Origin of the sequence: Anaerotruncus sp. AF02-27 (assembly GCF_003465835.1) — a bacterium.
GTDB classification, from domain to species: Bacteria; Bacillota; Clostridia; order Oscillospirales; family Ruminococcaceae; genus Anaerotruncus; species Anaerotruncus rubiinfantis.
In genome coordinates this window covers 69,877-92,740 of sequence record NZ_QSBX01000005.1, presented here as the reverse complement: position 1 = coordinate 92,740, position 22,864 = coordinate 69,877, and the positions used below count along the sequence as shown (strand labels likewise).

Genomic DNA, 22,864 nt, shown 5'->3' with positions numbered 1-22,864 from the left:
ACCAAAGGAGAAGTGAAAATGAAAAATTTAGTTGCACTCTCGATCTCTGTCGCTATCCTGTTATCTTTGGCCGCCTGTGGCGGAAATACCGCTTCCCCCAGTGCTCCTGCAAGCTCCGGGACTGTGTCTAGTGCGAAAAGCGCAGAAGCTGCGGGCAGCGAAAACGATGAAGTCTATGTTTTTAATTTTGGCACCAACCAGCCGGCAACCCACATCGTTGCAGAGGCATACCAAGGACTCGTGGATGAATTAAACGAACAAGGCGGAGGCCGAATTAAAGCAACTGCATATTTCTCTGAACAGCTTGGCAATGAAAAAGAGATGGTGGATATGGTCGCAAACGGAATTAACGATATGGTTGTCGCTCCCGGCCATAGCGCTTTATCTACTTACTATCCTTCCCTGCAAATTTTTGACGCGCCGTATGTCTTTGACACACCGGAACAGATGTTGAATTTTGCAAATGGCGATGGGTTGGACCCCATGTGGGACGATATGGCGTCAACGACAAAGATTCGCGTTCTGGGGACCTATTATTTCGGCAGCAGGCATCTCACCTGCAATGACATTGACGTAAAGACTCCCGCAGACTTAAAAGGGATGAAACTGCGCGTTATTGACGCCCCGATTTCCCTGGCAACCGGACGCGCACTGGGCGCCGATCCCACCCCTCTGGCATACAGCGAACTGTATCTCGCCCTGTCCCAGAAAATTGTTGACGCGCAGGAGAACCCGCTTGCAAATATTCTGTCCGCGAAATTCTACGAAGTCCAAAATGAACTGGTCCTGACCGGACATGTGCTGGCTCCAGTTGCGTTTGTTATCAACGAAGAAAAGTGGCAGTCGCTTCCCGACGACATCAAAGCGATTGTGCAGACGGCCGTGGATCATGCGGTTGCAAAAGGCAGCCAATTAATTGAAGAAGCCGAGAAATCCCAGATTTCAGAGCTGGAAGGATATGGAATGAAAGTCCTTCACCCGGATGTTGAAGCATTCAAAGCAAATGCAAAGAGTGTTATTGATGAATTCTCGTCAAATTGGAATGAAGGCTTGTACGAGAGTGCGATTGCAACTCCAAAAGAATAAACTTGATAAGGGTGTCTGCAGATTTCCTTCAGGCACCCTTTATCTGAAATGGTTTTAAGGAGATCGGAATGAATCAGATAAAAAAATTCTATCACGGCCTTTTTCGCGTTGAGGAGTGGCTTGGGCGGGCTCTCCTGTTCGCAATGATTTTTGTAGTTGTTATACAGGTTTTTTTCCGGTATATCATGCACAGGCCTTTGATCTGGACGGAAGAAGCGTCTCGATTTCTCTTTGTTTGGTTGATTATGTTGGAAATGGGACATTGCGTCGCGACCAAAGGGCATGTCAAGGTGGAGTTGTTTATTGATCTGATGAGTGAAAAATGGAAAAGAAGGTTTACCACTGTTATGAGGGGGTTATCCCTGCTGTTTTTCCTTTATTTGATCCCATATTCATTGCAAATGGCAATTGCGCAGCATAAAATTCGCTCCACCGCACTGAATATGCCCTACTCCTATATTTACGGTATGGTCACTGTTGGTTCTGTTTTAGTTGTCCTGCACATCATCGAACTGTTCTTGTTTGACACATTCCGGAAAAAGGAGGATTCGACGCTGTGAATATGGGATTCTTTTTCCTGATTTTTATGGTTGTTTTGCTTTTTGGAGGTTCCGTTGCCTTCTCTATGGTTTTCTGTTCCGCCATCTATATGATCGTAAATGAGCTGCCTTTCATGTTGATGGCACAGCGCATGGTTGCGGGCGCAAACTCTTTCGTCTTGCTAGCGATCCCATTTTTTATTCTGGCGAGCAATATCATGAACAGCGGCGGTGTAACCGATCGTATTTTTGGATTTGCCAACCACGCAGTCGGCTGGGTACCGGGTGGACTGGGGCATGCCAATATCCTGGCAAGCGTCATCTTCGCGGGGATGTCCGGTTCTGCGGTTGCGGACGCCGCCGGTCTTGGCAAAATTGAAATTAAGGCAATGACCGATGCGGGCTATGATAAAAAGTTTGCAACGGCGATTACAGGAAGTTCCGCCATCATCGGACCAATCATTCCGCCAAGCATCCCCTGCGTTTTATATGGCGTGGCATCCAGCCAGTCTATTGGAAAACTGTTTGTCGCAGGGGCGATTCCAGGAGTTGTGATGTCGGTTTGTCTGGGTATTATGGTCTTAATCGAATGTTTTATCCATAAATATCCGCGCGAAAAATGGATGGGCTTCCGCGCACTATTTTCTTCTTTGGGACGGTCGTTTCTCTCCTTGTTGACACCGGTTATTATTCTGGCGGGCATGATTGCCGGCGTTGTAACGCCAACAGAAGCGGCTGTGCTCGCAATTCTCTACTCCCTGTTTCTGGCATTTGTTTACCGTCAAATGACCATCTCTGATTTTAAGAATACCTTGACGGAAAGCGTTAATTCCGCGGTTCCTATTATGGCTATTTTATGCGCAGCCCAGGCTTTTGGATGGATTATGGCAAATGAACAGATTCCTCAGTTAATTCTAACTTGGTTCACAGAGTTTATCCATTCCCGCACTGTTGCGCTAATTGTTGTAAACATTTTCCTGCTTCTTGTAGGATGCTTTATGGAATCCGGGGCGGCAACTTTAATCCTTGTACCGGTTCTGCTGCCTATTATGACATCGTTCGGCATCGATCCCGTTCATTTCGGTATTATTTTTGTACTGAATCTGATGATCGGATTGATTACGCCGCCTGTCGGCCTGGTTCTTTATGTCCTGCAAGGCATCACGAATTTAAAATTCAAAGAGATTACATCTGCAATTATGCCCTATTTTATTGCGCTTCTCGTCTCATTGCTGATTGTTACCTTTGTCCCGGGCACTTGTACCTATCTGCCGGGTTTGATATTTGGAACATAACACAAAAACGCGCGTCTCATAAATTATTGATTTTTACAGTTCCCTATATAGGCAATCGGCCTGAATGTATTTTTAAACAGGAACACAGAAAGAAGGATTTTCATGGAGCATCAAAAATTAACCGAAGAACAGATGAACGCACAAATTGCCGAAATGGTGGCAAAGGGAAAAGCGGCAATGGATGCGATCGAAAAGTTGACGCAGGAGGATGTGCGCCGGATCGCAAAAGCGGTAGCGCGTCTTTCATACGATAGAGCTGACGTCTGGTCGAACGCATTGTTCGCAGAAAACGGTGGAAGCGGACGTTTGGAAAGCAAAATTGCGCAGCTTGTTTCCCGTCCCCTGGGTCTGGCAGCCCAGGTTGACGGTGTGAAAACAGTGGGGGTCATCGAAGAAGACCCCGATGGATATCTGGTCAAAATTGCAAAACCCTTGGGAGTCATCGCTTCGCTGGTCCCCATGACAGTGCCCACAGGCCTGGTCGCCTGCCAAACAATTTTTGGTTTAATGGCCAAAAACGCAATGATCTTTTCCCCGCATCCCAGGACGAAAAAAGTCACCAACTTTGTGGTAAATGATCTTCGAGAACTGCTGGACCGCATGGGATATCCGAAAGATTTGCTGCAGTGTGTCGAAAATCCTTCCCTGCGCATGACCGATATCCTGATGAAAAAGGCTGATTTTGTCATTGCGACCGGTGGGGCCGCGATGGTAAAAGCGGCGTACTCTTCTGGCACTCCCGCCTTTGGCGTGGGCGCTGGAAACTCGATTTCTTACGTGGATGACTCTGCCGATTTGGAAAATACGGCGCGTGGTATTCGCGATGCGGAAATGAACGACTGGGGATCTGGCTGCTCTACCGAAAACTCGGTGGTGATTCATGCGGCTGTTTATGACAAAATGATTGACGCGTTGAAAAAGGAGGGCGGTTATCTCTGCAATGCGGAAGAAAAGGAAAAACTCATCAACGTCCTTTGGAAAAACGGCAAGCTGAATGTAGACTGTATTATTCATACGCCACAGCATATTGCGAAGGCAGCGGGATTTCAAGTTCCCGATGCCTGTACCTTCCTCATGGCAGAGGAAACGCACTGGGGTGAAGCGTATCCCATGACAGAAGAAAAGCTTTCTCCTGTGATTGCCGTCTGGAAAGTAAAAGATCTGGATTCTGGAATTGAACTCGTCAACAATATTCATTCAATCTCCGGAGCAGGACACTCCTGTTCGATCCACAGCGCCGATGAAGAACATATCCTCCGCTTTGCGAGCAAGACGCACACTTCCCGCGTTGCCGTCAATGCCTGTACAGGTTTAAACAATGCGGGCGCCTATAATAATAAAATGCCCTGGACCTTCTCCCTTGGCTGCGGCAGCTGGGGCGGCAATGCCTATTCCGAGAATAATACCTTTAAGCATTATTATAATACCACCTGGGTCTATCGTTTGATGCCGCAAAACATCGCGCCGGACCGCTCCGAAGTGTTTGCAGGATTAGATGATAAGCTGTTCTCGGATTATTCCGCATTTTCGCTGGAGTGACTTAGGTGGATCGGGTTTTACGGAAATTGTGAAATTAATGGTGTAATTCGGCCATTCCTTGCAGGATCTGCTCCGCAAGCGCCTTTGCCAATTCGCAGACGCAGGCAATCTGTTCCCGCGTTATCCCATCGATATGCACGCCGCAAACAACCGCTGCGGGCCGGCCGCGCGCCGACGCCAGCCGGTCCGCTACCAGGTTCGCGACCGCATCGTCCTTATGACCAGTCAGATTAAGGGTGGAAATCGTGGCGCTTTTTCCGCCACCCCCGCAAAGGCTTTCACGGGGGACCCCCACCGCCGCGCAGCCAATATGCGGCCGGTCGCCGCCCCAAACCGCAACACACAGATCTTCTCCCATTGGGATCACACGCGCAGAAAGCACAATGCCCTGCTTTTCTACCTGAAAAAATTGTTCACACATCCGTGTTTCACCGCCAATCTCCCGCTATTTCAATATCAAACTGTTCCCTATCCCCGCTTCCCATAGTATAACATAAAACCGCCCTTCCAGGAACCTGGAAGGGCGGTTTTGCAGCTATGATTTGAATTATCCGATATCGGGATTCTTATCGTCGATGATCACGTCGATCTCTCCGTCCTCGTCGTCGTATTTGCTGCTGGACGGTTTGAAGGTAAACTTATAGGTTCTGTTTCTTTCAATCTTGTCGCTCGAACCGTAGCTCCATTTAATACTACCCTTGACCTCGTCACCATTGTCATCCTCGGCATAGACATTATCCTTCAGCCAATCTTTGAGTTCCTTCATTTTGGTTCCTGAAGCAACCTTGACCGAATGTCCGCCGTCATAAACCAGGTCGATCTCACCGAAAGCGCCATCGACATAAATCTTCACGCTGCCTTTGACCGGATCGTAATCCCTGTCATCCGGGATAAAGGTGAAGCTGAAGGTGCCGTCCTTGGTGACCTCGCGGCTGCCGGAGGAGACCCATTCGCAGGTCCCGCTGATCTCGTCGTCGGTCTTGCTGTCATACGCATAAACATTGTCGTTGAGATCTTCAAGCAGATCGCGCAGCTTGTCGCCATCATCCGCTTCGATCGGGTCCGCCTTCACCTTGATGGCGCCCGTGCTGGGCTTCGTGGTGACGGCCGGTTTCGCCGTTCCGGACTGCGCGCCTTTTTCCGTTGTCAGCTTGGCGGTTTTTACAAGCGATTTGCTGGTGACCTTTGCGCTGCTGGCCAAGGTGATCTTGGCGGCGTCGGTCACGGTCAGCGTACCAACTTTTCCCTGGATACGCACCGTATTCGGGGAGGCAACCTTAAAGGTGCCAATCTCCGAATTGGAGGCGGTAGTGATGGTGATCTTGTCATTGAGGGCCTTGTTGACGGTCAGTGCGTCCATCTTTCCTCCAATGACCAGGGAGGTCTGCTTGCCAAGGCTGACCGCACGGTACTTGTTGTTAGCGTCATAATAGCAAACGAGGAAATCTTTGTCCTTGTCGGTGGTCAGTGTCAATTTGGTGTCGCGCGCGGTGAAGGTGCCTACCGTCTGGCCGTTCTGGGTAAAGAGCAGGTTTTTATTCTGCACGGTCAGCCCATATACCGGGCTGGCAGCGGTTGTTGCAGCGCTGGCAACCACGCACAGTCCCAGCACCAGTACCAGGGACAGGCACAGCGAAAGCGCTCTCTTGCCGAAAGTTTTCATTGTTATCACCCTTCTTTTTCAAAATTCCAAGCATTATCTCAGCTTCTCTGTATAACCATCATACACCAGTTGTGCACATAAATCAAACAGATAAGGCAGTATTTTGCAGAATAATTGTAAAGATTTTGTGAAACTTTTGCAGGGTATATTCTGCCGAAAAACAGGCCCGATTTTTGGGCAATTTTTATTTTTGCCCAAAATTTGTACAGATCAAAAAACTGTCCATACCAAATTGGAACCCCGGCCGCTATACTGGGCTACAGAAGGAAGTTTAGGAGGGGTTCATATGGAATTCCGTCACCAGATGATGCGGCTGGCGGTCGGTTCCGCGATTGACCGGGCAATTCCGAACATGAAAAAGGACACCTACCGCGGGATCCGAAACCTTGTGGACTTGGGAGCCGCCCTTGCGGCCAGCACCCGGCAGAAGGAGTTCTGCGAGATGGTGCGCAAAAATGTACGCAACCCCAAAAGTCCCTATAATGCGATGCTGCTGCGGGTGATCCGCGAAGTGGACGAAAAGATTGTCCGCCTGCTTGGCGTGAACCTCGGCTACACCTGCTTCACCTACGGCTCCGCGCAACTCACCCAGTCCTCCCGCAAATATCATGCGGCCCTGCCGTGGCTCATCAGTTTCGAAGGGCCATGCGGCAGCGCTTCGCTCGTGCCGGTGCTGCAAAACTGCCGGAATCTTGGGATCTATATCTACCGTTTCTGCCCGGACAGCGCGCAGGCGATCAGCGGCCTGTGTGCGCTCGCGGCGCAGTTTCCCGAATCCACTTTTCTGCTGGAAGCTGACGGCGCGCTTATCACCGAAGCCGTGGCGGAACAGTTCTCCCAGGCACCGAACGTCATCGCCGTCCTGCTTTCCGGCGGCGGTCTGCTCGCGGCATCCGACCGGCTGCACGACAAAAAACTGCTGTTCGGCTACGCGGAGAACGAACTTCCCGCTTTTATGCGGGAAGCCGCACGCGCCGAAGCGATCGCGCACGGCAGCTTGTTTGCCGCCTACACCGGAGATACTCCACCCCCTGTGCCGGAGCGTTTTTTCCAAAAAGAAAAAAGCCCGCTGTTGCTCATCGACTGGCAGCGGGACATAAAAGCGCTCGGTATGCTGATGAACGGCGGATGCGGATATTTACAGCTCACGCCGCGCCAGGGGCTTTCCACCGAGGGGATGGTGCGGCTCTGCCAGTGAAGTTCAGATCAGCGGGCCGCTTTCCCCGCGGCGCTCCTGCAGCTCGCGCACCATACTGCCGTCGATGATCTCCTTGACCCGGTTTACATAGGGAATCGGGTCCTCCTGCATGCCGCGGTGGGCCCACTCTTCGATGATGCCGACAAACGCATAGGTATAAAACCGTGCGACAAAGCGCACGTCCTGCTCATCCACCTGCTGCCCCTCGGTCAATTCGTGGATGCAGGTGATCAGGAGATTGTCATAAAAATCGATCAGATATTCCGAAAAGGAATTCTGGCCCATCACGCTCAGCGCGTTGATGTAAAATTTCCGGTTGCGCTGCATATACAGGCAGAGGTTGCAAAGCCCCTCCTCCCAATGGGCGCGGTCAGAAAACGAGCTCATCTGTTCAAAGGTTTCCGTATAATAAATCCAGTTGACCAGATCATATTTATCCTTGAAGTGATAATAAAAGGTGTTGCGGTTGACCCCGCAGTGGGCGGTAATATCCCCCACCGAAATCTTTGAAAGCGGCGTGCTCTGCATCAGGTCTTTGATCGATTCGGCCAGCACCCGCTTGGTCAGCGGGATATCCGTCATCCAAGCATCCCTCCTTTTCCGTTTAAAATCCTACTCCAATCATAGCGTATCCGGCGCTGATTTTCAATGACATTTTTATGAAAGCCGAAACAAACACATCGAGGGGGAATACCTGTTGCTGAAAAAACTCGCGCGGATGCTGACGCGCAGCCCGGCCACCATTGTGACGCTGGCTGTGCTGATGCTGATCCCCAGTCTTTACGGGATCATCAATACCCGCGTCAATTATGATATCCTGTCCTATCTGCCCGATTATCTCGACTCCTCGAAAGGACAGGTCATCCTGGAGGACACCTTCCACAACGCTGCCACCGCGATGCTCGTCATCGAAGGGATGCCTGAAAAGGACGTGGAAAAACTGCGGGACGACATCGCTGAAATTCCAAACGTCAAAGACGCCTTGTGGATCAGCCAGCTGCTTGACATCAGCATCCCGAAAGAAATTCTGCCGGATGACATCAAAAATATCTTCTACTCAAAAAACGTGGAGGATTCCACCATGATCATGGTGCAGTTTGAACACCCCGGCGCCTCTACCGAAACGCTCGCCGCCATTGACGAGGTGCGCGCACTTTGCGATGAACGATGCTTTCTCGCGGGCGTTTCGATCTTCCTCAAGGATACAAAGGATCTCGTTGAACAGGAGATGCCGCTCTACACTGTGCTTGCGGTCATCTTTTCCATCATCGCAATGAGCTTCACGATGGAATCGGTAGTGCTGCCGTTTGTCTTTATCCTCGGCATCGGCTTTGCGGTCGCCTACAACTTTGGGACCAATATGTTCCTGGGACAGGTATCCTACATCACCAAGGCCATCGCCGCCATTTTGCAGCTCGGTGTCTCAATGGACTATTCGATCTTCCTGGTCGACCGGTATGATGAGGAAAAGCCCAAATTTGCCGACAAGCGCGACGCGATGGCCAGCGCGATTGAAAGCGCCTTCGTTTCGCTCTCCGGTTCTTCAATGACCACCATCGCCGGCTTCCTCGCGCTGTGCGCGATGCGGCTGGGGCTCGGTCCAGATCTCGGCATCGTCATGGCCAAGGGCATCGTCATCGGTATCCTTGTGGTGCTGGTCGTGCTGCCGTCGCTGGTGCTTCAGTTTGACGGGCTGATCCACCGCTGGAAGCACCGCTCCCTCATCCCGAATTTTACCCGTCTCAACGATTGGATCATCGACCACAAAAAGACCTTCACCACCATTTTTCTCGTGCTCTTCATCCCGGCCTTCATCATGCAGAGCAAAACCGAAATCTATTTCAACATCGACCGTTCGCTCCCGGCGGATCTGCCGTCCACCGTGGCCACCGACAAGATGCGCGACGAGTTTGACATGGCAACCACCCATTTCATCATCGTGGATGACAATCTTCCCGCCTATCAGCTCTCAAACATGGAGAAGGAGATCGAAAAAGTGGACGGCGTCGAGACGCTGCTCGGCTACAACAAATTCGTTGGCCCGGGCATTCCGGACAGCTTCATCCCGGATGACATCAAGGATATCTGCAAAAAGGACGGCAAGCAGATGCTGATGGTCAACTCGAAGTACAAGGCCGCGCGCGACGAAGAAAACGCCCAGATCGATACGATCACAGAAATTGTCAAGCGTTACGACCCCAACGGCCTCATCACCGGAGAAGGCGCGATGACCAAGGATCTGAGCGAACTGACCACAGTCGACATTCAGGTGACCAACCTCTTATCGATCGCCGCGATCCTGCTGATCGTCGGTATCTGTTTTAAGTCGCTCACCATCCCGGTCGTGCTGGTCGCCGCCATCGAACTGGCGATCTTCATCAACCAGGGCATCCCGGCGCTCACCGGGACGGTTATCCCGTTCATCTCCCCGATCGTCATCGGCTGCATCCAACTGGGCGCAACGGTCGACTACGCCATCCTGATGACCACGCGCTTTCGCGAGGAACTGCAAAATGGACATGAACGGGTCGAAGCGATCAAGATTGCGTCGAACGCCTCGGACAAATCGATCATCACCTCGGCGCTCGTATTCTTCTGCGCGAACGTGGGCGTTTCGATGATCTCAAAAATCGAGATTATCAAAAGCATCTGCACCATGCTGGCGCGCGGCGCGATCATCAGCGCGCTGGTGGCAATCTTTATCCTGCCCTCGGTCCTGCTTGCCTGCGAAAAGCTCTTCAGCAAGACCTCGCGCAACTGGAAAAAGCCAGCCCCCAAGGAATCTGCAAATCAGAAAGGTTAACATACATTCACTGGAGGAATATCTATGAAACTCGATAAACGCATCCTGCGCGCCAGCGGCGGCACGCTCGCGGTCGTCCTCGCGGCCTCGATTGCCGTCACCGCCTCCGATTTGGGAGCTGTCTCTCCGGCGGTTCCGGCAGCGCCCGAAACCGTCCCGGCAGCTGAATTGGCCGGCAGCGCGCCAAATGCCGGCGAGGATTTTTCCGCATCCGCCGCTCCGGCCTATAAGGGCAAAAAAACCGAAACGGTTTTTGTCAATCTCAAAGCAGATGGTACGCCGTACGATACGATCGTCTCCGACTGGCTGCACAGCGACGAGACGGGCGCACAGCTTACCGACCGCACCAACCTCAAAAATGTCCGAAACATCAAAGGCGACGAAACGCCTACACAGGACGGCGAAAACCTTGTCTGGAAGCTGGGCGGCAACGACCTTTATTACCAGGGGACCACCGACAAAAAGCTGCCGCTCAAGGTTGACATCGCCTACAAGCTCGACGGGAAAAAAATGTCCCCGGAAAAGATCGCCGGGAAATCCGGCAAGCTCGAAATGACCATCCGGTTTGAAAACACCACCAGCCACAAGGTCACTGTCGCGGGTAAGTCTTCCACCATGTCCACACCGCTCATGGTGATCGCGGGTATGAGCCTCTCGAACGATCATTTCGACAACATCGAGCTGAGCGACGGCAATCTCGTGAGCGACGGCAACAGCCAGGCGGTCGCGTTCGTCTCGATGCCTGGCCTTGCCAAAAGCCTCAACATCGGCGGCTACAGCCTTTCCGAAATCAATGACCTCGATTTTCCCGAGGAATTCACCCTTACCGCCGACGTGACCGAATTTGAGATGGGGCCCATCGGCATCGCGGCAACCACCGAGCTGCCCGACCTGGACGACCTCAAAAAAAGCCAGGAACTTGACGATATGGAGCAGGACCTATACGACTTGCAGGATATGCAAAACGACCTCGAACGGGTCGATCCGGTACGGGACCTGCGCTCGCTCATCACCAATCCGGAGCGCACAGTCGGCGCGCAGGTCCTCGTGGACGATATTTTCGCGTTCTATGACCTCAACAAGGATATCCTCGATATCCTTCCGAAATATGTCACCGAAGAAAACATCAAAATTTACGACCGCATCAATCACGACCTGCGGGAAAACAGTCTCGACACCCTGCTCGACGACGAGACGGTCGATGAGATCATAGACCTGGCCGACGACCTCTCCACCGCCCGCCTACAGGAACTTCTTGACGATTACGACACCCTCAAAAAGCTCGACCGGCGCAAGGTCGACCGGCTGATTACCGAAGGCGTGGCGCTCTTAAACGCCATGGACGGCGAGGGTGCGCAAAAAGGCGCGGCTTCCCTGCAAAAGCTTTTAAACTGCAGCGATCCGCTCATGGCTCTGCTGCCGGATATCGAAAAACTCAATGACGAAGCATTCCAGAAACTGATCGTTTCGGTGCTCAAAGGCCAGCTGCCCGGCACCGGGAAGATCACCAATCAGGAGCTGCTTTACGCGCTTTCCACCATTCTTCCGGACAGCGATAAAGTGCTGCTTGGGATGGATATGGCCTACGGCTACATAGCGCCCACCACACTGGAACTGCTTGAAGAGGAGGAGCGTCCGGTAAAAAATCCCGTTTCTCCCGGCGGCGGGAAGCATTCAGAGGAACAGCCGGACAAAACGCCTTCCGACGAGTCTGACAAGGAAAGCGAATCCACAGAACCTGTCGATTCTGAAAACGGTTCTTCTGAAAACGGCGGCGAATCCGACGGTTCCGCCGATCCGGAAGTTTCGGGAGCCGAGGAAGGCGGCTCGGACGCTCAGGAAAACAGCTCTGGCGATCCAGGTTCGGATGTAACCTCCGGTGATTCCGCCAGTGATTCAGCCGACAGCAGCGAGCCCGCCGTCATCACTGTATCTACCCAAAACGGCGTTGTCCGCTCGCGCGTACTGGCCGGGTACATCGAAAATACTGAATTCAGCGCCACCGAAGATGAAGGCCCTTCCGAAAGCGACCCCACCACGGAAGACATTTCCGATCCGGCAGGCGGTTCTGAGAAACCCATCCCCGGCGAATCCGACGGTGCCAGCCAGGCCGAGGAGCCCGTTTTGGACGACGAAAAAAACAGCACCCCAGACGAATCCGCAGCAGAAAAAAATGATGACCGCGAACCGGAGGCCGGTACGAAAAAATCTCTGCGCAGCGCGCGTGCGCTGGGCGCCGGACAGACCCCGCGCGAACGGATTATTGAAGTGTTGGAAGGGTTGTCCCCCGAGGAATTCGACGCGCTGTGCAAGGTACTCGAACAGTCGAGCGATCCACAGATGCAGCTTTTGATGGGCCTGCGCACCGACCTCGGCGCGCTCAAAAAAGCCATGCAGACGGAAGGGCTCACCGAAGACGAGCTCCAAGCGGCAATGGCCTTTTCGCGGGAGATGCTCCCGCAGGTCAACGCCCTGCGGGAACTGACCAAAGATGCCTTTGCGCCGCTGCTGAAAAACGTTCCGGAAGCCGAACAGGAGGAGTACATCGTCGACCTCATCAACACCCTGCGCCGCCACATCGCAGAAAATGAGGACAATATGATCACCCTCACCCTGCTGCTTGAGAAGCTCGACGACGAGGACCTGCTCGATCTCGTGGAGGACTATGACGATCTGCGCGAAGATTTGCGCGACGCGCGTCCGATCCTCAAAGCCCTGCGGCGCGATCTCAATCAAAAGGATATGAACAAATCTCTGCACGCCTCTCCGGAAACGACCGAAACATTGCTCAAAATGAAAAATGACCTGGAAGAATACCGCAATGTCAGCGAATCGCTGCGGTGGGCGATGCAGGATCAGAACGTCGAAATTTCCCGCAAAATCATTGCAAATCTGGATAATCTCCAGGCCAAGGACGCGGTCGGCAACGCGATTGGCAAGATGGACGACGTCGACGAGCTGTTTGAACGCAAGGAGCTCTTTGTGCAGCTTTCCGAACAATACCGGATTTTCACCGACGCGCCGGACGATCTGGAAACCGAAGTCAAATTCGTCATGAAAACCGATGAGATCAAAGCTCCCGAACCGGTTGTGGAAACGGTCGCGGCTGAGCCGGAAAAGAAAGGCTTTATAACCTGGTGCAAGAGCCTCATCGGTAAATAAACAGCCGTCCTCTTTTCTCCAGATATTTCTCCAAAACCCGGAATGGGCCTCCGCTGCAGCGCGGAGGCCCATTCCGGGTTTTTCGTCTCAATCATATTTCGATCAGTTCATAATCCGCGCTGCCCACTCCCAGCTTTACCGCATGGTCGATGCACATCTTCCAATTGGTAACGGGATGGTTATTACAGAAATGGTCGCCGTGACCCTTCGGCTGTTCGTCGAGGCGGCTGCCCGGCATGACCGGCTGACGGTTCACCGCGTCGGCGCAGGCCATGTCCAGCGCAACCGGGTCATACGATGCAAACATTCCGACATCCGGGACAATCGGCAGGTCGTTTTCAGAATGGCAGTCACAGTAGGGAGAAACATCCACCACCAGGCTGATATGGAACTGCGGACGGCCCTTGACAACGGCAAGCGTGTATTCCGCGATTTTGCAGTCGAGGATATCGTTGGCTTCATCCTCTGCGGCGTGGACGGCATCCATTGGGCAGACGCCGATGCAGCGGCCGCAGCCCACGCATCTGTTATGATCGATCAGGGCTTTACGGCTTTCCATTGTGATCGCTTCGTGCGCGCAGTTGCGCTGACAGGCGCCGCAGCCGACGCAGCGATCCTGCTCCACAAAGGGCTTTCCGGCGCTGTGCATTTCCATTTTGCCCGCGCGGGAACCACAGCCCATCCCGATATTTTTGAGCGTTCCGCCAATTCCGGTGGATTCATGCCCTTTGAAATGGGTCAGCGAGATGAAGATATCCGCATCCATCACCGCACGCCCGATTTTGGCTTCCCTGATATATTCGCCGTCAATCGGCACGAGCACTTCATCCGTCCCCTTGAGCCCGTCCGCAATCAGAACATGGCAGCCGGTGGAAAACGGGCTGAAGCCATTCTCATAGGCAGCGTCGAGATGATCGAGCGCGTTTTTGCGCCGCCCGACATAAAGCGTATTGCAGTCGGTCAGGAAAACCCGGCCGCCCTGTTCCTTCACATAATCCGCGACGACTTTCGCATAATTCGCACGCAGATAGGCCAGGTTTCCCGGCTCCCCAAAATGGATTTTAATCGCGGTATATTTGTTTTTAAAGTCGATCTGGCCTGCACCCGCCGTCACAATCAGGCGGCGCAGCTTTTGCAGCAGATTCTCGTCCTCGGTGGTGCGCAGGTTGGTAAAGAATACTTTTGATGCCATTTTTTTGTCCTCCTAAACAGCAGTTATTATCATTATACAGATGTTTTTCCCCGCACACAATAGCGAATCGCAGAGAAATTTTTCTGTATATTATCACAGGAAAGTCTTGACAAGGAAAAGTCCCTGTGCTATTATGTGCAAAACAAATAAGCGAAACCTTTGATGTGGAGATCAAACCAATGATGCGCGCCCACAGAGAGCAGGCGGATGGTGAGAGTCCTGCGGAAATGCGGCTTGGCAAATGGACCACTGAGGGCAAGGTGAAAGGCGTTTTTGCGCCGAGTATCTGCGACGAAGGCCGGCGTTAACGGCAGAAAATGTGTTGGCATTTTTGTGAAAGTGGGTTCACCGCGTCAGCGGTGGGTCAATTAAGGTGGTACCGCAGATTAGAGTCTGTCCTTATTTTTAAGGACGGACTTTTTTATTTGTCCGGGAAACATCGCTTTCCAGCCAACCGGGAATTTCACCGCCGCATTTGCAGCGGGCAAATGCAAAACCTGTGTTTTGCATCGAAATCCCCTCCCCCGCAAAATGCCGGTGGCGCGGCCGGCGAACGAAAACAAAAAAATTTTGAAACGCGCGGAAAGGATGTATCACCATGGAGAAAACAACAACTATCGCAGCAAAAAGGACCGTAGCCGCCCAGGAAAAACAGGGGCTCGGCGTATCCGATGTCCTGCTCATCGGTATCCTGCTCGCGGCGGGCGCCGTTCTAAAATTCTTTGTCGGGTCGGTCATCAACTTCGGCATGAAACCGAACTTCATCATCGCAATGTATTGCCTCGTCATCCTGCTCATCCGGCCCCGCGTCCGGGAAGCCGCCATAATCGGCCTGCTTTCGGGCGCAATCTGCCAGTTCTTCCCCGGCCAGCCATACATCAACTTCGCGAGCGAACTGGTCGGCGCGGTTGCGATGTGCCTGCTCATCCGAATTCCAATGCGGGCAGGCAAGGTTTCCTTCGCGCCGGTCGTCTGCACCTTCCTCTCCACCCTGGTCAGCGGTTTTTGCTTCATCGGCATCATGTATCTCGCCTATTATACCGGCGCGGACATCACCCCCACCCCGCTGGCAGCATTCCTCGCCATCATCTTCGGCACCGCGCTCATCAATGCGGTTATTGTCCAGGTGCTGTATCTGCCGCTCAAACTGGCGCTCAAAAAGTAAATGACAGCGCTTCAAAAATCCACGAAAGGGACGAACGGACATGATTACAATAGAAAACCTGAGCTTCCAATATCAAGACGGCAAAGGCTATGCGCTGCGGGATGTGAACCTCACCGTTAAAGAAGGCGACTTCATTGGGACCATCGGCATAAGCGGCGCAGGCAAATCCACCCTCACCTACGCGATCAACGGGATCATCCCCCACCACTACGCCGGCGACTTCTACGGCAGCGTGCAAGTCGGCGGGATGGACACCGTGGAGGTGCGGCCGGAGAACCTCTCGAAGCTGGCCGGCAGCGTCTTTCAGGATATTGACGGGCAGATGGTCGCGTCAATTGTGGAAGATGAACTTCTCTTCGGACTTGAAAATTTCGGTTTTCCGCGCGAAGAAATCGAAGAGCGCCTTTCCGGCGCGCTCGAAACGGTAGGCATCGCTGACCTGCGCCACCGCGCCATCCGATCGCTTTCCGGCGGCCAGAAACAAAAGGTCGCGATCGCTTCGATCGTGGCGCTGCGGCCGAAGATCCTCCTGCTCGACGAGCCGACCGGCGAGCTCGACCCGCAGAGCAGCGTACAGATTTTTGAGATGCTGCGCAGCCTCAACCGTGACTACGGCATGACGGTCATTGTCGTCGAGCAGAAGATTATGCTGCTCTGCGAATACGCCGATCGCCTGCTCGTCATGGACGGCGGCGGGATCGCCTTTGACGGTCAGGTGCGAGCGGTTCTGCAAAATGCCGCCGCGCTCGAAGCGCTTGGCATCAACATCCCGCGCGTCGCAACCCTGGCAAACCGGCTGCGGGAGCGCGGGCTCTGCGACGGCGCGCTGCCGGTCAACCTGGACGAAGCGGAAAAGATGGTACGGGAGGTGGTTTCGCATGCTGCGGTTTGAGGACGTGAGCTTCCAGTACGCGGAAGCGGTCACCGTCAGCCACCTCGATTTCCACATCCGCAAAGGCGATTTCACCGCTCTCATCGGCGCGAACGGCGCAGGCAAGTCCACCATCAGCAAGCTCTGCAACGGGCTTTTAAAACCCACCTCTGGGCGGGTGTTGGTCAGGGGGAGGGACTCCAGAACCGCCAAGACCAGCCAGCTTTCCCGTTTTGTTGGCTTCCTGTTCCAGAACCCGGACCGGCAGATCTGCCAGAACACCATCCGGGAAGAGATCCTCTTTGGGCTCGAATACGCGGTGGACGACCCCGCCGAACGGCAGGAGCGCTGCGAACGGACGCTTTCTCTGTTTGGTTTTGACGGCAGCCGCGACCCGTTCGGCATGAGCCGCGGCGAACGCCAACGCATAGCACTCGCTTCACTGCTGGCCTGCGGGCCGGAAATTCTTATCCTTGACGAGCCTACTACTGGGCTTGACTATCAGGAATGTATGCAGATCATGGGGATCATTCGGCAGCTCAATGAACAGGGCGCCACCATCCTTATGGTAACTCACGACATGGAGATTGTTCAGGACTTTGCAAAGCGGGTGCTCGTCGTAAGCGGCGGTCGGCTGCTGGCCGACGGGCCTATGGAAACGGTCATGACCGACCGCGCGCTGCTCGCAAAGGCCCATCTGCTCCCGCCGCAGATCATGGCGCTGGCGCTGCGGCTTGGGCCGGGTTACGAAGGCGCTTACACAGTTGACGCGATGACGGACCGCATTGTGGAAAGGAGCGGGCGCTGATGGGCGGATTTCTCGACTATGTGCCGGGCGGCAGTCTTCTGCACAGGCTCAATCCCCTGACCAAGCTCTTTCTTTCGCTACTGCTCTGTATGGCCTGTTTTCTTTCCAATCGCCATCTCTTTGTCGTGGGGATTATCCTCCTGAACCTCTGCATGGCGGCCTGTGCCGGTATCTTCAGCCGCGCTTTGCGGATGCTGCGCGCGCTTATAAAGCTCTCCGCCTTCTTCTTTCTTTTGCAGATTTTCTTTGTGCGTGACGGCAATATCCTTCTGAGTCTGCCGTTCGGGCTTTTTATCACCGACAAGGGGTTTTCCTTTTCACTATTGTTTGTCCTGCGGCTCATCGCCGCCACCATGCCGCTCGCCCTGATGCTTTCGATCACCCGGATGAGCGACCTTGCAAACGTACTGGTGGAAAAGGCCGGCGTGCCGTACAAATATGCCTTTGCGCTCACCACCGCGATCCGGTTCATCCCGATTTTTTCGAGCGAGATGTCCGGAATCATGGAGGCGCAAACCGCGCGCGGCGTAGAATTCGACACAAAAAATTTCTTCAAAAAAATTCGTCTGCTGCTGCCGCTCTGCGTACCGTTGCTCATCTCCTCGGTCAAGCGGATCGACGGCGGCGCGATCTCCGCCGAGCTGCGCGGTTTCAATCTGCGCAGGCGCGGGCAGGGCTATAAGGTCTACCGGTTCGCCGCCCGCGACTACGCGGTGTTTCTTCTGTCTTTCGCGATTGCCGCGGCGGCTATCCTTCTATGAACGCGAAAAAAGGCCATCCGATAAAAACGGATGGCCTTTTTTCTTATCTTGTGCACAGTTTTTGCAGTGCCGGTTCAAATGGCGCACGCAGCACGCCGCGTTCTGTGACAATCGCCGTGATCAGTTCGTGCGGCGTCACATCGAAAGCGGGATTCCAGACGTCCACATCCCGGGGCGCCATGCGTTCCCGGTACCAGAGATCGGTAATTTCCTCCGGGCGGCGCTGCTCGATCTCGATCGTGCCGCCGTCCGGGCAGTTTAAATCGACCGTTGAAGCCGGCAGACAGACATAAAACGGGATTCCAAAGTGCTTTGCCAGGATCGCCACGCCGAGCGTGCCGATCTTGTTGGCCGCGTCGCCGTTGGCCGCCATACGGTCACAGCCGACCAGCACCGCGTCGATCCGGCCGCTTTGCATCATCGAAGCGGCCATATTGTCACAGATGAGGGTGGTTTCGATCCCCGCGCTGGTGAGCTCGTAGGCTGTGAGCCGCGCGCCCTGTAAAAGCGGGCGGGTTTCGTCGGCATAGACGTGAAAGCGCATCCCACGCTGGGCGCCGAGATGGATTGGCGCGAGCGCCGTGCCATATTTTGCGGTCGCAAGCTGTCCCGCGTTGCAGTGGGTGAGAATCCCGTCCCCGTCACACAGAAGGGAAAGCCCGTTTTCTCCGATTCCACGGCAAACTGCGGCGTCCTCCTCCTTGATCTGTTTCGCTTCCAGAAGGAGCTGTTCCTTCACCTGCGCGACGGGCAGCGCTTTGCAGGCAAGCGCTGCCCTCTCCATCCGGTCAAGCGCCCAGAAAAGGTTCACCGCCGTCGGCCGCGCCGACGCAAGATATTCCTTCTGCTTTTGAAAGGCGGCGAAGAACGCCGTAAAATCGTCCGCCTCAATCCGAGCGGCGACCACCGCGATTCCGATTGCCGCCGCCACGCCGATCGCTGGCGCGCCGCGCACCCGCAGCCGGTTGATTGCTTCCCAGATGCCGCCCGCGTCGTGCAGATGCAAGAGCACTGTTTCCCCCGGCAGACGGGTCTGATCGAGGATCACAAGCTCCTGCTTGCCTTCATCAAACGCTACGGCCTCATAGGCCATGATATTTTTACACATCCGCCGCGCCTCCCAGCCTGGCGATCACCGCGCTCACCAGTTTCTGGAGGTCTTTTGCTTTGCGCTCGCCCGCGTCGATCACTTCCTGTTCGTCCAGCGGCTGATCGAGCACGCCCGCCGCCATGTTCGAGATGAGTGAAATCGCCAGCACCCGCATCCCGCAGTGAGCGGCCGTGATCACCTCCGGCACGGTCGACATACCAACCGCGTCCGCGCCCAGCGCGCGGAACGCCCGGATTTCCGCGGGCGTTTCGTAGCTCGGACCTTTGCAGGCGATGTAAACGCCCTGTTTTAGGTCGATTCCAGTCTTCTTTGCCGCCTGCAGCGCAAGCTCCTGCAGACGTTTCGTATAGGTGTAGCTCATATCGTTGAAGCGCGGGCCGAAACCCGCTTCATTCGGCCCGACAAGCGGATTTTCACCCAGAAAATTGATGTGGTCGGTGATGAGCATCAGATCCCCGGCTGTAAAATCGAGGTTGATGCCGCCCGCGGCGTTTGTGACAATCAGCGTCTCCACGCCCAAAAGCCGCATCGCCCGCACCGGGAACACCACATCACGCATCGGATAGCCTTCGTAGCAGTGCAGCCGCCCCTGCATGCAGATAACCGGAACGCCCGCAATCCTTCCCGCAATAAACCGGCCTTTGTGGCCCGGCGCGGTCGAAACCGCCATATGCGGGACCTCATGATAAGGCACCGCGATCGGGTCTTCGATCCGGTCGGCAAGTCCGCCAAGCCCGGAGCCAAGGATGATGCCGACTTCCGGCTGGAATGGGATTTTGCTTTTCAGATAATCAGCCGCCTGGCTGTAACGTTCGTCCATTTTTACCGCCTCCACCTATTAAAGCTGCGCCAGGATTGCCGACGTGGACTGCTCCGCGTCACGGACCACCTTTTCATAATCGAGCGTCGTATATTCCCCATCCCGATAGAGCACCCTGCCGTCGACCATTGTGAGCGTCACATCGCTCCCCTGCCCGGCATACACAAGATTGCAGGCCAGATCATGGCGCGGATGCAGATAAGGCCTATCGGTGTCAACTACGATGAGATCGGCTTTGAAGCCCTCCTTCACAAGCCCGCAGTCCTCCCTGCCCTGGGAGCACGCGCCGCCGCGGGTGGCGGCATAGAGAGCCTGCGCGGGCGTGACGACGGTTGGATCGCCGGTCACGCCTTTATAGAGAATTCCAAAGAGTTTAACCTCCTCGAGCATGTTGAGGCTGTTGTTGCTGGCTGCCCCGTCGGTTCCGATGCCGACATTGATCCCTTTTTCAAGCAGCCGCGGCACCGGACAGAAGCCGCTCGCAAGCTTGAGGTTGCTGACCGGACAGTTTGCGACAGTCACACCCTTTTCTTTCAGAATATCAAAATCTTCCCCTTCGATCCAGACGCAGTGGGCCGCCGTGGCGGGAACGTCGAACAGTCCCAAGTCGTAAAAATACCGCGCCGGGGTCTTGCCGTGCCGCTCTTTGCAGGCCTCCTGTTCCGCCTTCGTTTCTGAAAGATGTACATGCATCCGCGCGCCCAGGCCTTTTACCGCTTCAGCCATCTGGCCGACCACCTTTGGAGTGGAGGTGTATTCCGCATGGATACTCATATCGATTTTGATCCTGCCCTCCCCCGCGCCGTGATATTCCGCGTAAATCTCGCGCGCCTCCCGGTATTCGGGCAGATCCCAAAGATCGGTTTGATCAGAGCAGGTGGGGGCGATACTCAGGTTGATTTTGAGCCCGGCTTTCAAGAACGCTTCGCAGATCGCCTGTCCGCCGAAATACATATCGGTGGCCGAGGTCACGCCGAACCGCAGCATTTCCGCCGCCGCGAGCAGCGCCCCATGGTGGATCGCCTCATCGGTGAGCTTTGATTCAAACGGGAACACCCGGGTGTTCAGCCAGTCGGCAAGCGCCAGGTTTTCGGCGTAACCGCGCAGCAGTGTCATCGGGGAGTGGCTGTGCGCATTGACAAAGCCCGGCATCAGCAGTTTATGGTTCCCATCATAGCATTCTCCAAAATTCTCCTGAGGACGCTTTGTTCCGATGTAGGCGATCCTTCCATCCCGGATTCCGACATACCTGTCCCTCTGATAACACATATTTTCATCAAGCAGATCGATCTTACAAAACAACATCGATGCCGAACCTCCTTTTTTCTCACAGCAATAGCATAGCAGCAGGCACGAAACGCCTGCAAAAAAGCGGGACGCAAACTACACCCGCCGTTTGCCATGCGCATATTATAGCATGGAATGGAAAAAAAAGCACGCGGACATGTCCGCGTGCTTTTGCTTATTCCGCCAGGGCCGCCTGACACTTTTCAAGCAGGTCGGTCGCCTGCCTTTCCTCTGTGATGTAACTGCATTCGCCATTCAGAATCATATAAAGGTCTCCGCTGCCGGTCGGCACAAGTTCCAGCAGATCTGAACCTCGCGACTGGTCGGCATAGGCGATTGTGATGGTCACCGCGGGGTCAAGCGTCGGGTCAATTTCTGCCTTCGGCAGTTTCGGCGGCAGCATGAGCACCTGCCGCACCAGTTCTCCAACCTTTTCCGGGGCGGCCGTTTTTCCGTTGATCGAAACAGCGCCGTGCCCGTTGAGCACCGTATAGGTCTCTCCGCTCTGAATCTGCATCTGCCGGACCGCCGCGGTTTCAGTCGGCGGGAAGATGCTCTTTCGGGCCAGTTCGACCGTCATCGTGAGCCATGGGATGCTCGACTCGGAAACCGTGTAAACCACCGCACCGCCTTCCACCATGGCATAGCAGGCGCCGTCCGCCGTTTTTGAAGCGATCAGCCGGGTCGTCTTTCCATCGGAGGTTTTCAGCTCCAGCGCGGCCTGCGGTTCGATGAGGCCAAACCCGGAAAGCCGCCCTTCATCCGGACGGATCGCCGCCACTGCCTGCCCCGCAAGGCCAAATACGTCCTTTGCCCAGGAGTCCACATTTACGGCTGGAAGGACTTCCTCCGCCGGAGAGGTCATCAGCCAGGTGGCTTCCGGTTTTTCCGCTGCTTCCCCGCTGCCGGAGGTATCCGACGGGGCGGAGATGAGCGGCGCGGGCTGGTAGGTAAACGAAAGCGGCGATTCTCTGTTTGCCGGGTTGGTCAGCGTGACCGATTCAATCTGTATATCCTGTGTCAGCGTCGGGACGACCACTGTCGAGACAAGATCGGCCGCGCCGGTTTCAAAGGCGGACAGGCTGTCCGGCTCCATGAGGTAAAGTTTACCGTCAACCTCAGCATATTTGCCGAGGCCAGCGGGCGCGTCGCCGCCGACTTTAAGCACCACCGTTTTATCGGCCAGTACAATCTTCGCCTCTGCCGCGGCCGGGTCGAGCCCAAAATCCGCCAGATTCCCTGTTTCAGCGGAGATTTCCTGTTTTGCGGTAATCGCGGCGCACTGGCCGAGAAGCGTGTCGATCGGGGCCTGCGCAAGCGTGATCCCATCGAGCCCCTCGACCTGCATCGTGTCTCCGCTGCGAGTGATGGCCAGCTGGCCTTTGGCATTGCGCAGTGTAACCGACTGAATATCCGCAGGCTGCGCCGCAAGCAACGTGACCTGCGGGTTGCTGGAAGCTGCCTCAGCTTCCTCATCGCCGTGCTGGAGCGCAAAGAAGAGCGCACCGCCCAGACCGGCCAGAACAACCAGGCATATCACCAAAATTGTAACCTGTTTTTTCAT

The 22,864-nt window shown here is 54.7% G+C and carries 20 protein-coding genes; 12 read left to right on the top strand and 8 right to left on the bottom strand.

Annotated features, from left to right (window positions below):
- Positions 1 to 18: 18 nt before the first annotated feature.
- The 4 genes from DWV16_RS06225 (at position 19) to DWV16_RS06210 (ending at position 4,459) form a co-directional block, all read left to right on the top strand.
- Positions 19 to 1,086 carry a DctP family TRAP transporter solute-binding subunit gene (locus tag DWV16_RS06225; protein WP_118478267.1) on the top strand — a complete coding sequence of 356 codons (1,068 nt, stop codon included), beginning with the start codon at positions 19 to 21 and terminating at the stop codon, positions 1,084 to 1,086.
- Between the two features lie 68 nt (positions 1,087 to 1,154).
- Positions 1,155 to 1,646, top strand: a complete 492-nt coding sequence (locus tag DWV16_RS06220; protein WP_066460051.1) for a TRAP transporter small permease — start codon at positions 1,155 to 1,157, stop codon at positions 1,644 to 1,646.
- 2 nt (positions 1,647 to 1,648) lie between these two features.
- Positions 1,649 to 2,920: a TRAP transporter large permease gene (locus DWV16_RS06215; RefSeq protein WP_066460052.1), complete on the top strand. Its 1,272-nt coding sequence runs from the start codon at positions 1,649 to 1,651 to the stop codon at positions 2,918 to 2,920.
- A 102-nt stretch (positions 2,921 to 3,022) separates the two neighbouring features.
- Positions 3,023 to 4,459, top strand: a complete 1,437-nt coding sequence (locus tag DWV16_RS06210; protein WP_118478265.1) for an aldehyde dehydrogenase family protein — start codon at positions 3,023 to 3,025, stop codon at positions 4,457 to 4,459.
- 34 nt (positions 4,460 to 4,493) lie between these two features.
- Here DWV16_RS06210 and DWV16_RS06205 read toward each other — a convergent pair whose 3' ends face one another.
- Positions 4,494 to 4,880 carry a hypothetical protein gene (locus tag DWV16_RS06205; RefSeq protein ID WP_066460053.1) on the bottom strand — a complete coding sequence of 129 codons (387 nt, stop codon included), beginning with the start codon at positions 4,878 to 4,880 and terminating at the stop codon, positions 4,494 to 4,496.
- Between the two features lie 126 nt (positions 4,881 to 5,006).
- Positions 5,007 to 6,122, bottom strand: coding sequence for a hypothetical protein (locus tag DWV16_RS06200; protein ID WP_066460054.1), 1,116 nt, complete (start codon positions 6,120 to 6,122; stop codon positions 5,007 to 5,009).
- 286 nt (positions 6,123 to 6,408) lie between these two features.
- Between DWV16_RS06200 and DWV16_RS06195 the strand changes: the two genes are divergently transcribed.
- A complete protein-coding gene (locus DWV16_RS06195; RefSeq protein ID WP_118478263.1) occupies positions 6,409 to 7,320 on the top strand; it encodes a hypothetical protein in 912 nt (303 codons plus the stop codon).
- 3 nt (positions 7,321 to 7,323) lie between these two features.
- Here DWV16_RS06195 and dhaS read toward each other — a convergent pair whose 3' ends face one another.
- Positions 7,324 to 7,902, bottom strand: coding sequence for a dihydroxyacetone kinase transcriptional activator DhaS (dhaS, locus tag DWV16_RS06190; protein ID WP_066460056.1), 579 nt, complete (start codon positions 7,900 to 7,902; stop codon positions 7,324 to 7,326).
- Between the two features lie 115 nt (positions 7,903 to 8,017).
- Here dhaS and DWV16_RS06185 point away from each other — a divergent pair, with 115 nt between their 5' ends.
- Together DWV16_RS06185 and DWV16_RS06180 are read left to right on the top strand one after the other, a co-directional pair.
- Complete coding sequence (locus tag DWV16_RS06185; protein ID WP_066460057.1) at positions 8,018 to 10,123, top strand: RND family transporter; 2,106 nt, start codon at positions 8,018 to 8,020, stop codon at positions 10,121 to 10,123.
- 24 nt (positions 10,124 to 10,147) lie between these two features.
- Positions 10,148 to 13,285 carry a hypothetical protein gene (locus DWV16_RS06180; RefSeq protein WP_118478261.1) on the top strand — a complete coding sequence of 1,046 codons (3,138 nt, stop codon included), beginning with the start codon at positions 10,148 to 10,150 and terminating at the stop codon, positions 13,283 to 13,285.
- 91 nt (positions 13,286 to 13,376) lie between these two features.
- On the opposite strand, the gene DWV16_RS06175 is transcribed toward DWV16_RS06180, so the two are convergent.
- On the bottom strand, positions 13,377 to 14,477 hold the full coding sequence (locus DWV16_RS06175; protein WP_066460059.1) for a DUF362 domain-containing protein: 1,101 nt from the start codon (positions 14,475 to 14,477) through the stop codon (positions 13,377 to 13,379).
- A 125-nt stretch (positions 14,478 to 14,602) separates the two neighbouring features.
- Here DWV16_RS06175 and DWV16_RS18840 point away from each other — a divergent pair, with 125 nt between their 5' ends.
- The 5 genes from DWV16_RS18840 (at position 14,603) to DWV16_RS06155 (ending at position 18,082) form a co-directional block, all read left to right on the top strand.
- The gene (locus tag DWV16_RS18840; protein ID WP_147349437.1) at positions 14,603 to 14,785 is read left to right on the top strand and encodes a hypothetical protein; all 183 of its coding nucleotides are present in this window, start codon (positions 14,603 to 14,605) and stop codon (positions 14,783 to 14,785) included.
- Positions 14,786 to 15,075: 290 nt separating this feature from the next.
- Positions 15,076 to 15,642 carry a tryptophan transporter gene (locus DWV16_RS06170; protein ID WP_118478259.1) on the top strand — a complete coding sequence of 189 codons (567 nt, stop codon included), beginning with the start codon at positions 15,076 to 15,078 and terminating at the stop codon, positions 15,640 to 15,642.
- 40 nt (positions 15,643 to 15,682) lie between these two features.
- Entirely contained in the window at positions 15,683 to 16,534 is an 852-nt protein-coding gene (locus tag DWV16_RS06165) for an energy-coupling factor ABC transporter ATP-binding protein (RefSeq protein WP_118478257.1), read from the top strand.
- Positions 16,521 to 17,321: an energy-coupling factor ABC transporter ATP-binding protein gene (locus DWV16_RS06160; protein WP_118478255.1), complete on the top strand. Its 801-nt coding sequence runs from the start codon at positions 16,521 to 16,523 to the stop codon at positions 17,319 to 17,321. Before DWV16_RS06165 ends, DWV16_RS06160 begins: the two co-directional genes overlap by 14 nt.
- Positions 17,321 to 18,082 (top strand): energy-coupling factor transporter transmembrane protein EcfT, encoded by a 762-nt coding sequence (locus DWV16_RS06155; RefSeq protein ID WP_066460063.1) that lies wholly within the window; start codon positions 17,321 to 17,323, stop codon positions 18,080 to 18,082. The genes DWV16_RS06160 and DWV16_RS06155 overlap by 1 nt, the downstream gene beginning before the upstream one ends.
- Before the next feature lie 43 nt (positions 18,083 to 18,125).
- Here DWV16_RS06155 and mtnA read toward each other — a convergent pair whose 3' ends face one another.
- From mtnA to DWV16_RS06135, 4 genes are all read right to left on the bottom strand, one after another.
- Entirely contained in the window at positions 18,126 to 19,190 is a 1,065-nt protein-coding gene (gene mtnA / locus DWV16_RS06150; protein WP_066460064.1) for an S-methyl-5-thioribose-1-phosphate isomerase, read from the bottom strand.
- Complete coding sequence (locus DWV16_RS06145) at positions 19,183 to 20,013, bottom strand: purine-nucleoside phosphorylase (protein ID WP_066460065.1); 831 nt, start codon at positions 20,011 to 20,013, stop codon at positions 19,183 to 19,185. The genes mtnA and DWV16_RS06145 overlap by 8 nt, the downstream gene beginning before the upstream one ends.
- Before the next feature lie 18 nt (positions 20,014 to 20,031).
- Entirely contained in the window at positions 20,032 to 21,318 is a 1,287-nt protein-coding gene (locus tag DWV16_RS06140; RefSeq protein ID WP_118478253.1) for an amidohydrolase, read from the bottom strand.
- Between the two features lie 157 nt (positions 21,319 to 21,475).
- Positions 21,476 to 22,864 (bottom strand): DUF4340 domain-containing protein, encoded by a 1,389-nt coding sequence (locus DWV16_RS06135; RefSeq protein WP_118478251.1) that lies wholly within the window; start codon positions 22,862 to 22,864, stop codon positions 21,476 to 21,478.

What these genes read in the sequence shown, in the direction of transcription:
- DWV16_RS06225 (WP_118478267.1), top strand. Translation starts at nt 19, where the DNA reads ATGAAAAATTTAGTTGCACTCTCGATCTCTGTCGCTATCCTGTTATCT.
- DWV16_RS06220 (WP_066460051.1), top strand. Translation starts at nt 1,155, where the DNA reads ATGAATCAGATAAAAAAATTCTATCACGGCCTTTTTCGCGTTGAGGAG.
- DWV16_RS06215 (WP_066460052.1), top strand. Translation starts at nt 1,649, where the DNA reads ATGGGATTCTTTTTCCTGATTTTTATGGTTGTTTTGCTTTTTGGAGGT.
- DWV16_RS06210 (WP_118478265.1), top strand. Translation starts at nt 3,023, where the DNA reads ATGGAGCATCAAAAATTAACCGAAGAACAGATGAACGCACAAATTGCC.
- DWV16_RS06205 (WP_066460053.1), bottom strand. Translation starts at nt 4,880, where the DNA reads ATGTGTGAACAATTTTTTCAGGTAGAAAAGCAGGGCATTGTGCTTTCT.
- DWV16_RS06200 (WP_066460054.1), bottom strand. Translation starts at nt 6,122, where the DNA reads ATGAAAACTTTCGGCAAGAGAGCGCTTTCGCTGTGCCTGTCCCTGGTA.
- DWV16_RS06195 (WP_118478263.1), top strand. Translation starts at nt 6,409, where the DNA reads ATGGAATTCCGTCACCAGATGATGCGGCTGGCGGTCGGTTCCGCGATT.
- dhaS (WP_066460056.1), bottom strand. Translation starts at nt 7,902, where the DNA reads ATGACGGATATCCCGCTGACCAAGCGGGTGCTGGCCGAATCGATCAAA.
- DWV16_RS06180 (WP_118478261.1), top strand. Translation starts at nt 10,148, where the DNA reads ATGAAACTCGATAAACGCATCCTGCGCGCCAGCGGCGGCACGCTCGCG.
- DWV16_RS06175 (WP_066460059.1), bottom strand. Translation starts at nt 14,477, where the DNA reads ATGGCATCAAAAGTATTCTTTACCAACCTGCGCACCACCGAGGACGAG.
- DWV16_RS06170 (WP_118478259.1), top strand. Translation starts at nt 15,076, where the DNA reads ATGGAGAAAACAACAACTATCGCAGCAAAAAGGACCGTAGCCGCCCAG.
- DWV16_RS06165 (WP_118478257.1), top strand. Translation starts at nt 15,683, where the DNA reads ATGATTACAATAGAAAACCTGAGCTTCCAATATCAAGACGGCAAAGGC.
- DWV16_RS06160 (WP_118478255.1), top strand. Translation starts at nt 16,521, where the DNA reads ATGCTGCGGTTTGAGGACGTGAGCTTCCAGTACGCGGAAGCGGTCACC.
- DWV16_RS06155 (WP_066460063.1), top strand. Translation starts at nt 17,321, where the DNA reads ATGGGCGGATTTCTCGACTATGTGCCGGGCGGCAGTCTTCTGCACAGG.
- mtnA (WP_066460064.1), bottom strand. Translation starts at nt 19,190, where the DNA reads ATGTGTAAAAATATCATGGCCTATGAGGCCGTAGCGTTTGATGAAGGC.
- DWV16_RS06145 (WP_066460065.1), bottom strand. Translation starts at nt 20,013, where the DNA reads ATGGACGAACGTTACAGCCAGGCGGCTGATTATCTGAAAAGCAAAATC.
- DWV16_RS06140 (WP_118478253.1), bottom strand. Translation starts at nt 21,318, where the DNA reads ATGTTGTTTTGTAAGATCGATCTGCTTGATGAAAATATGTGTTATCAG.
- DWV16_RS06135 (WP_118478251.1), bottom strand. Translation starts at nt 22,864, where the DNA reads ATGAAAAAACAGGTTACAATTTTGGTGATATGCCTGGTTGTTCTGGCC.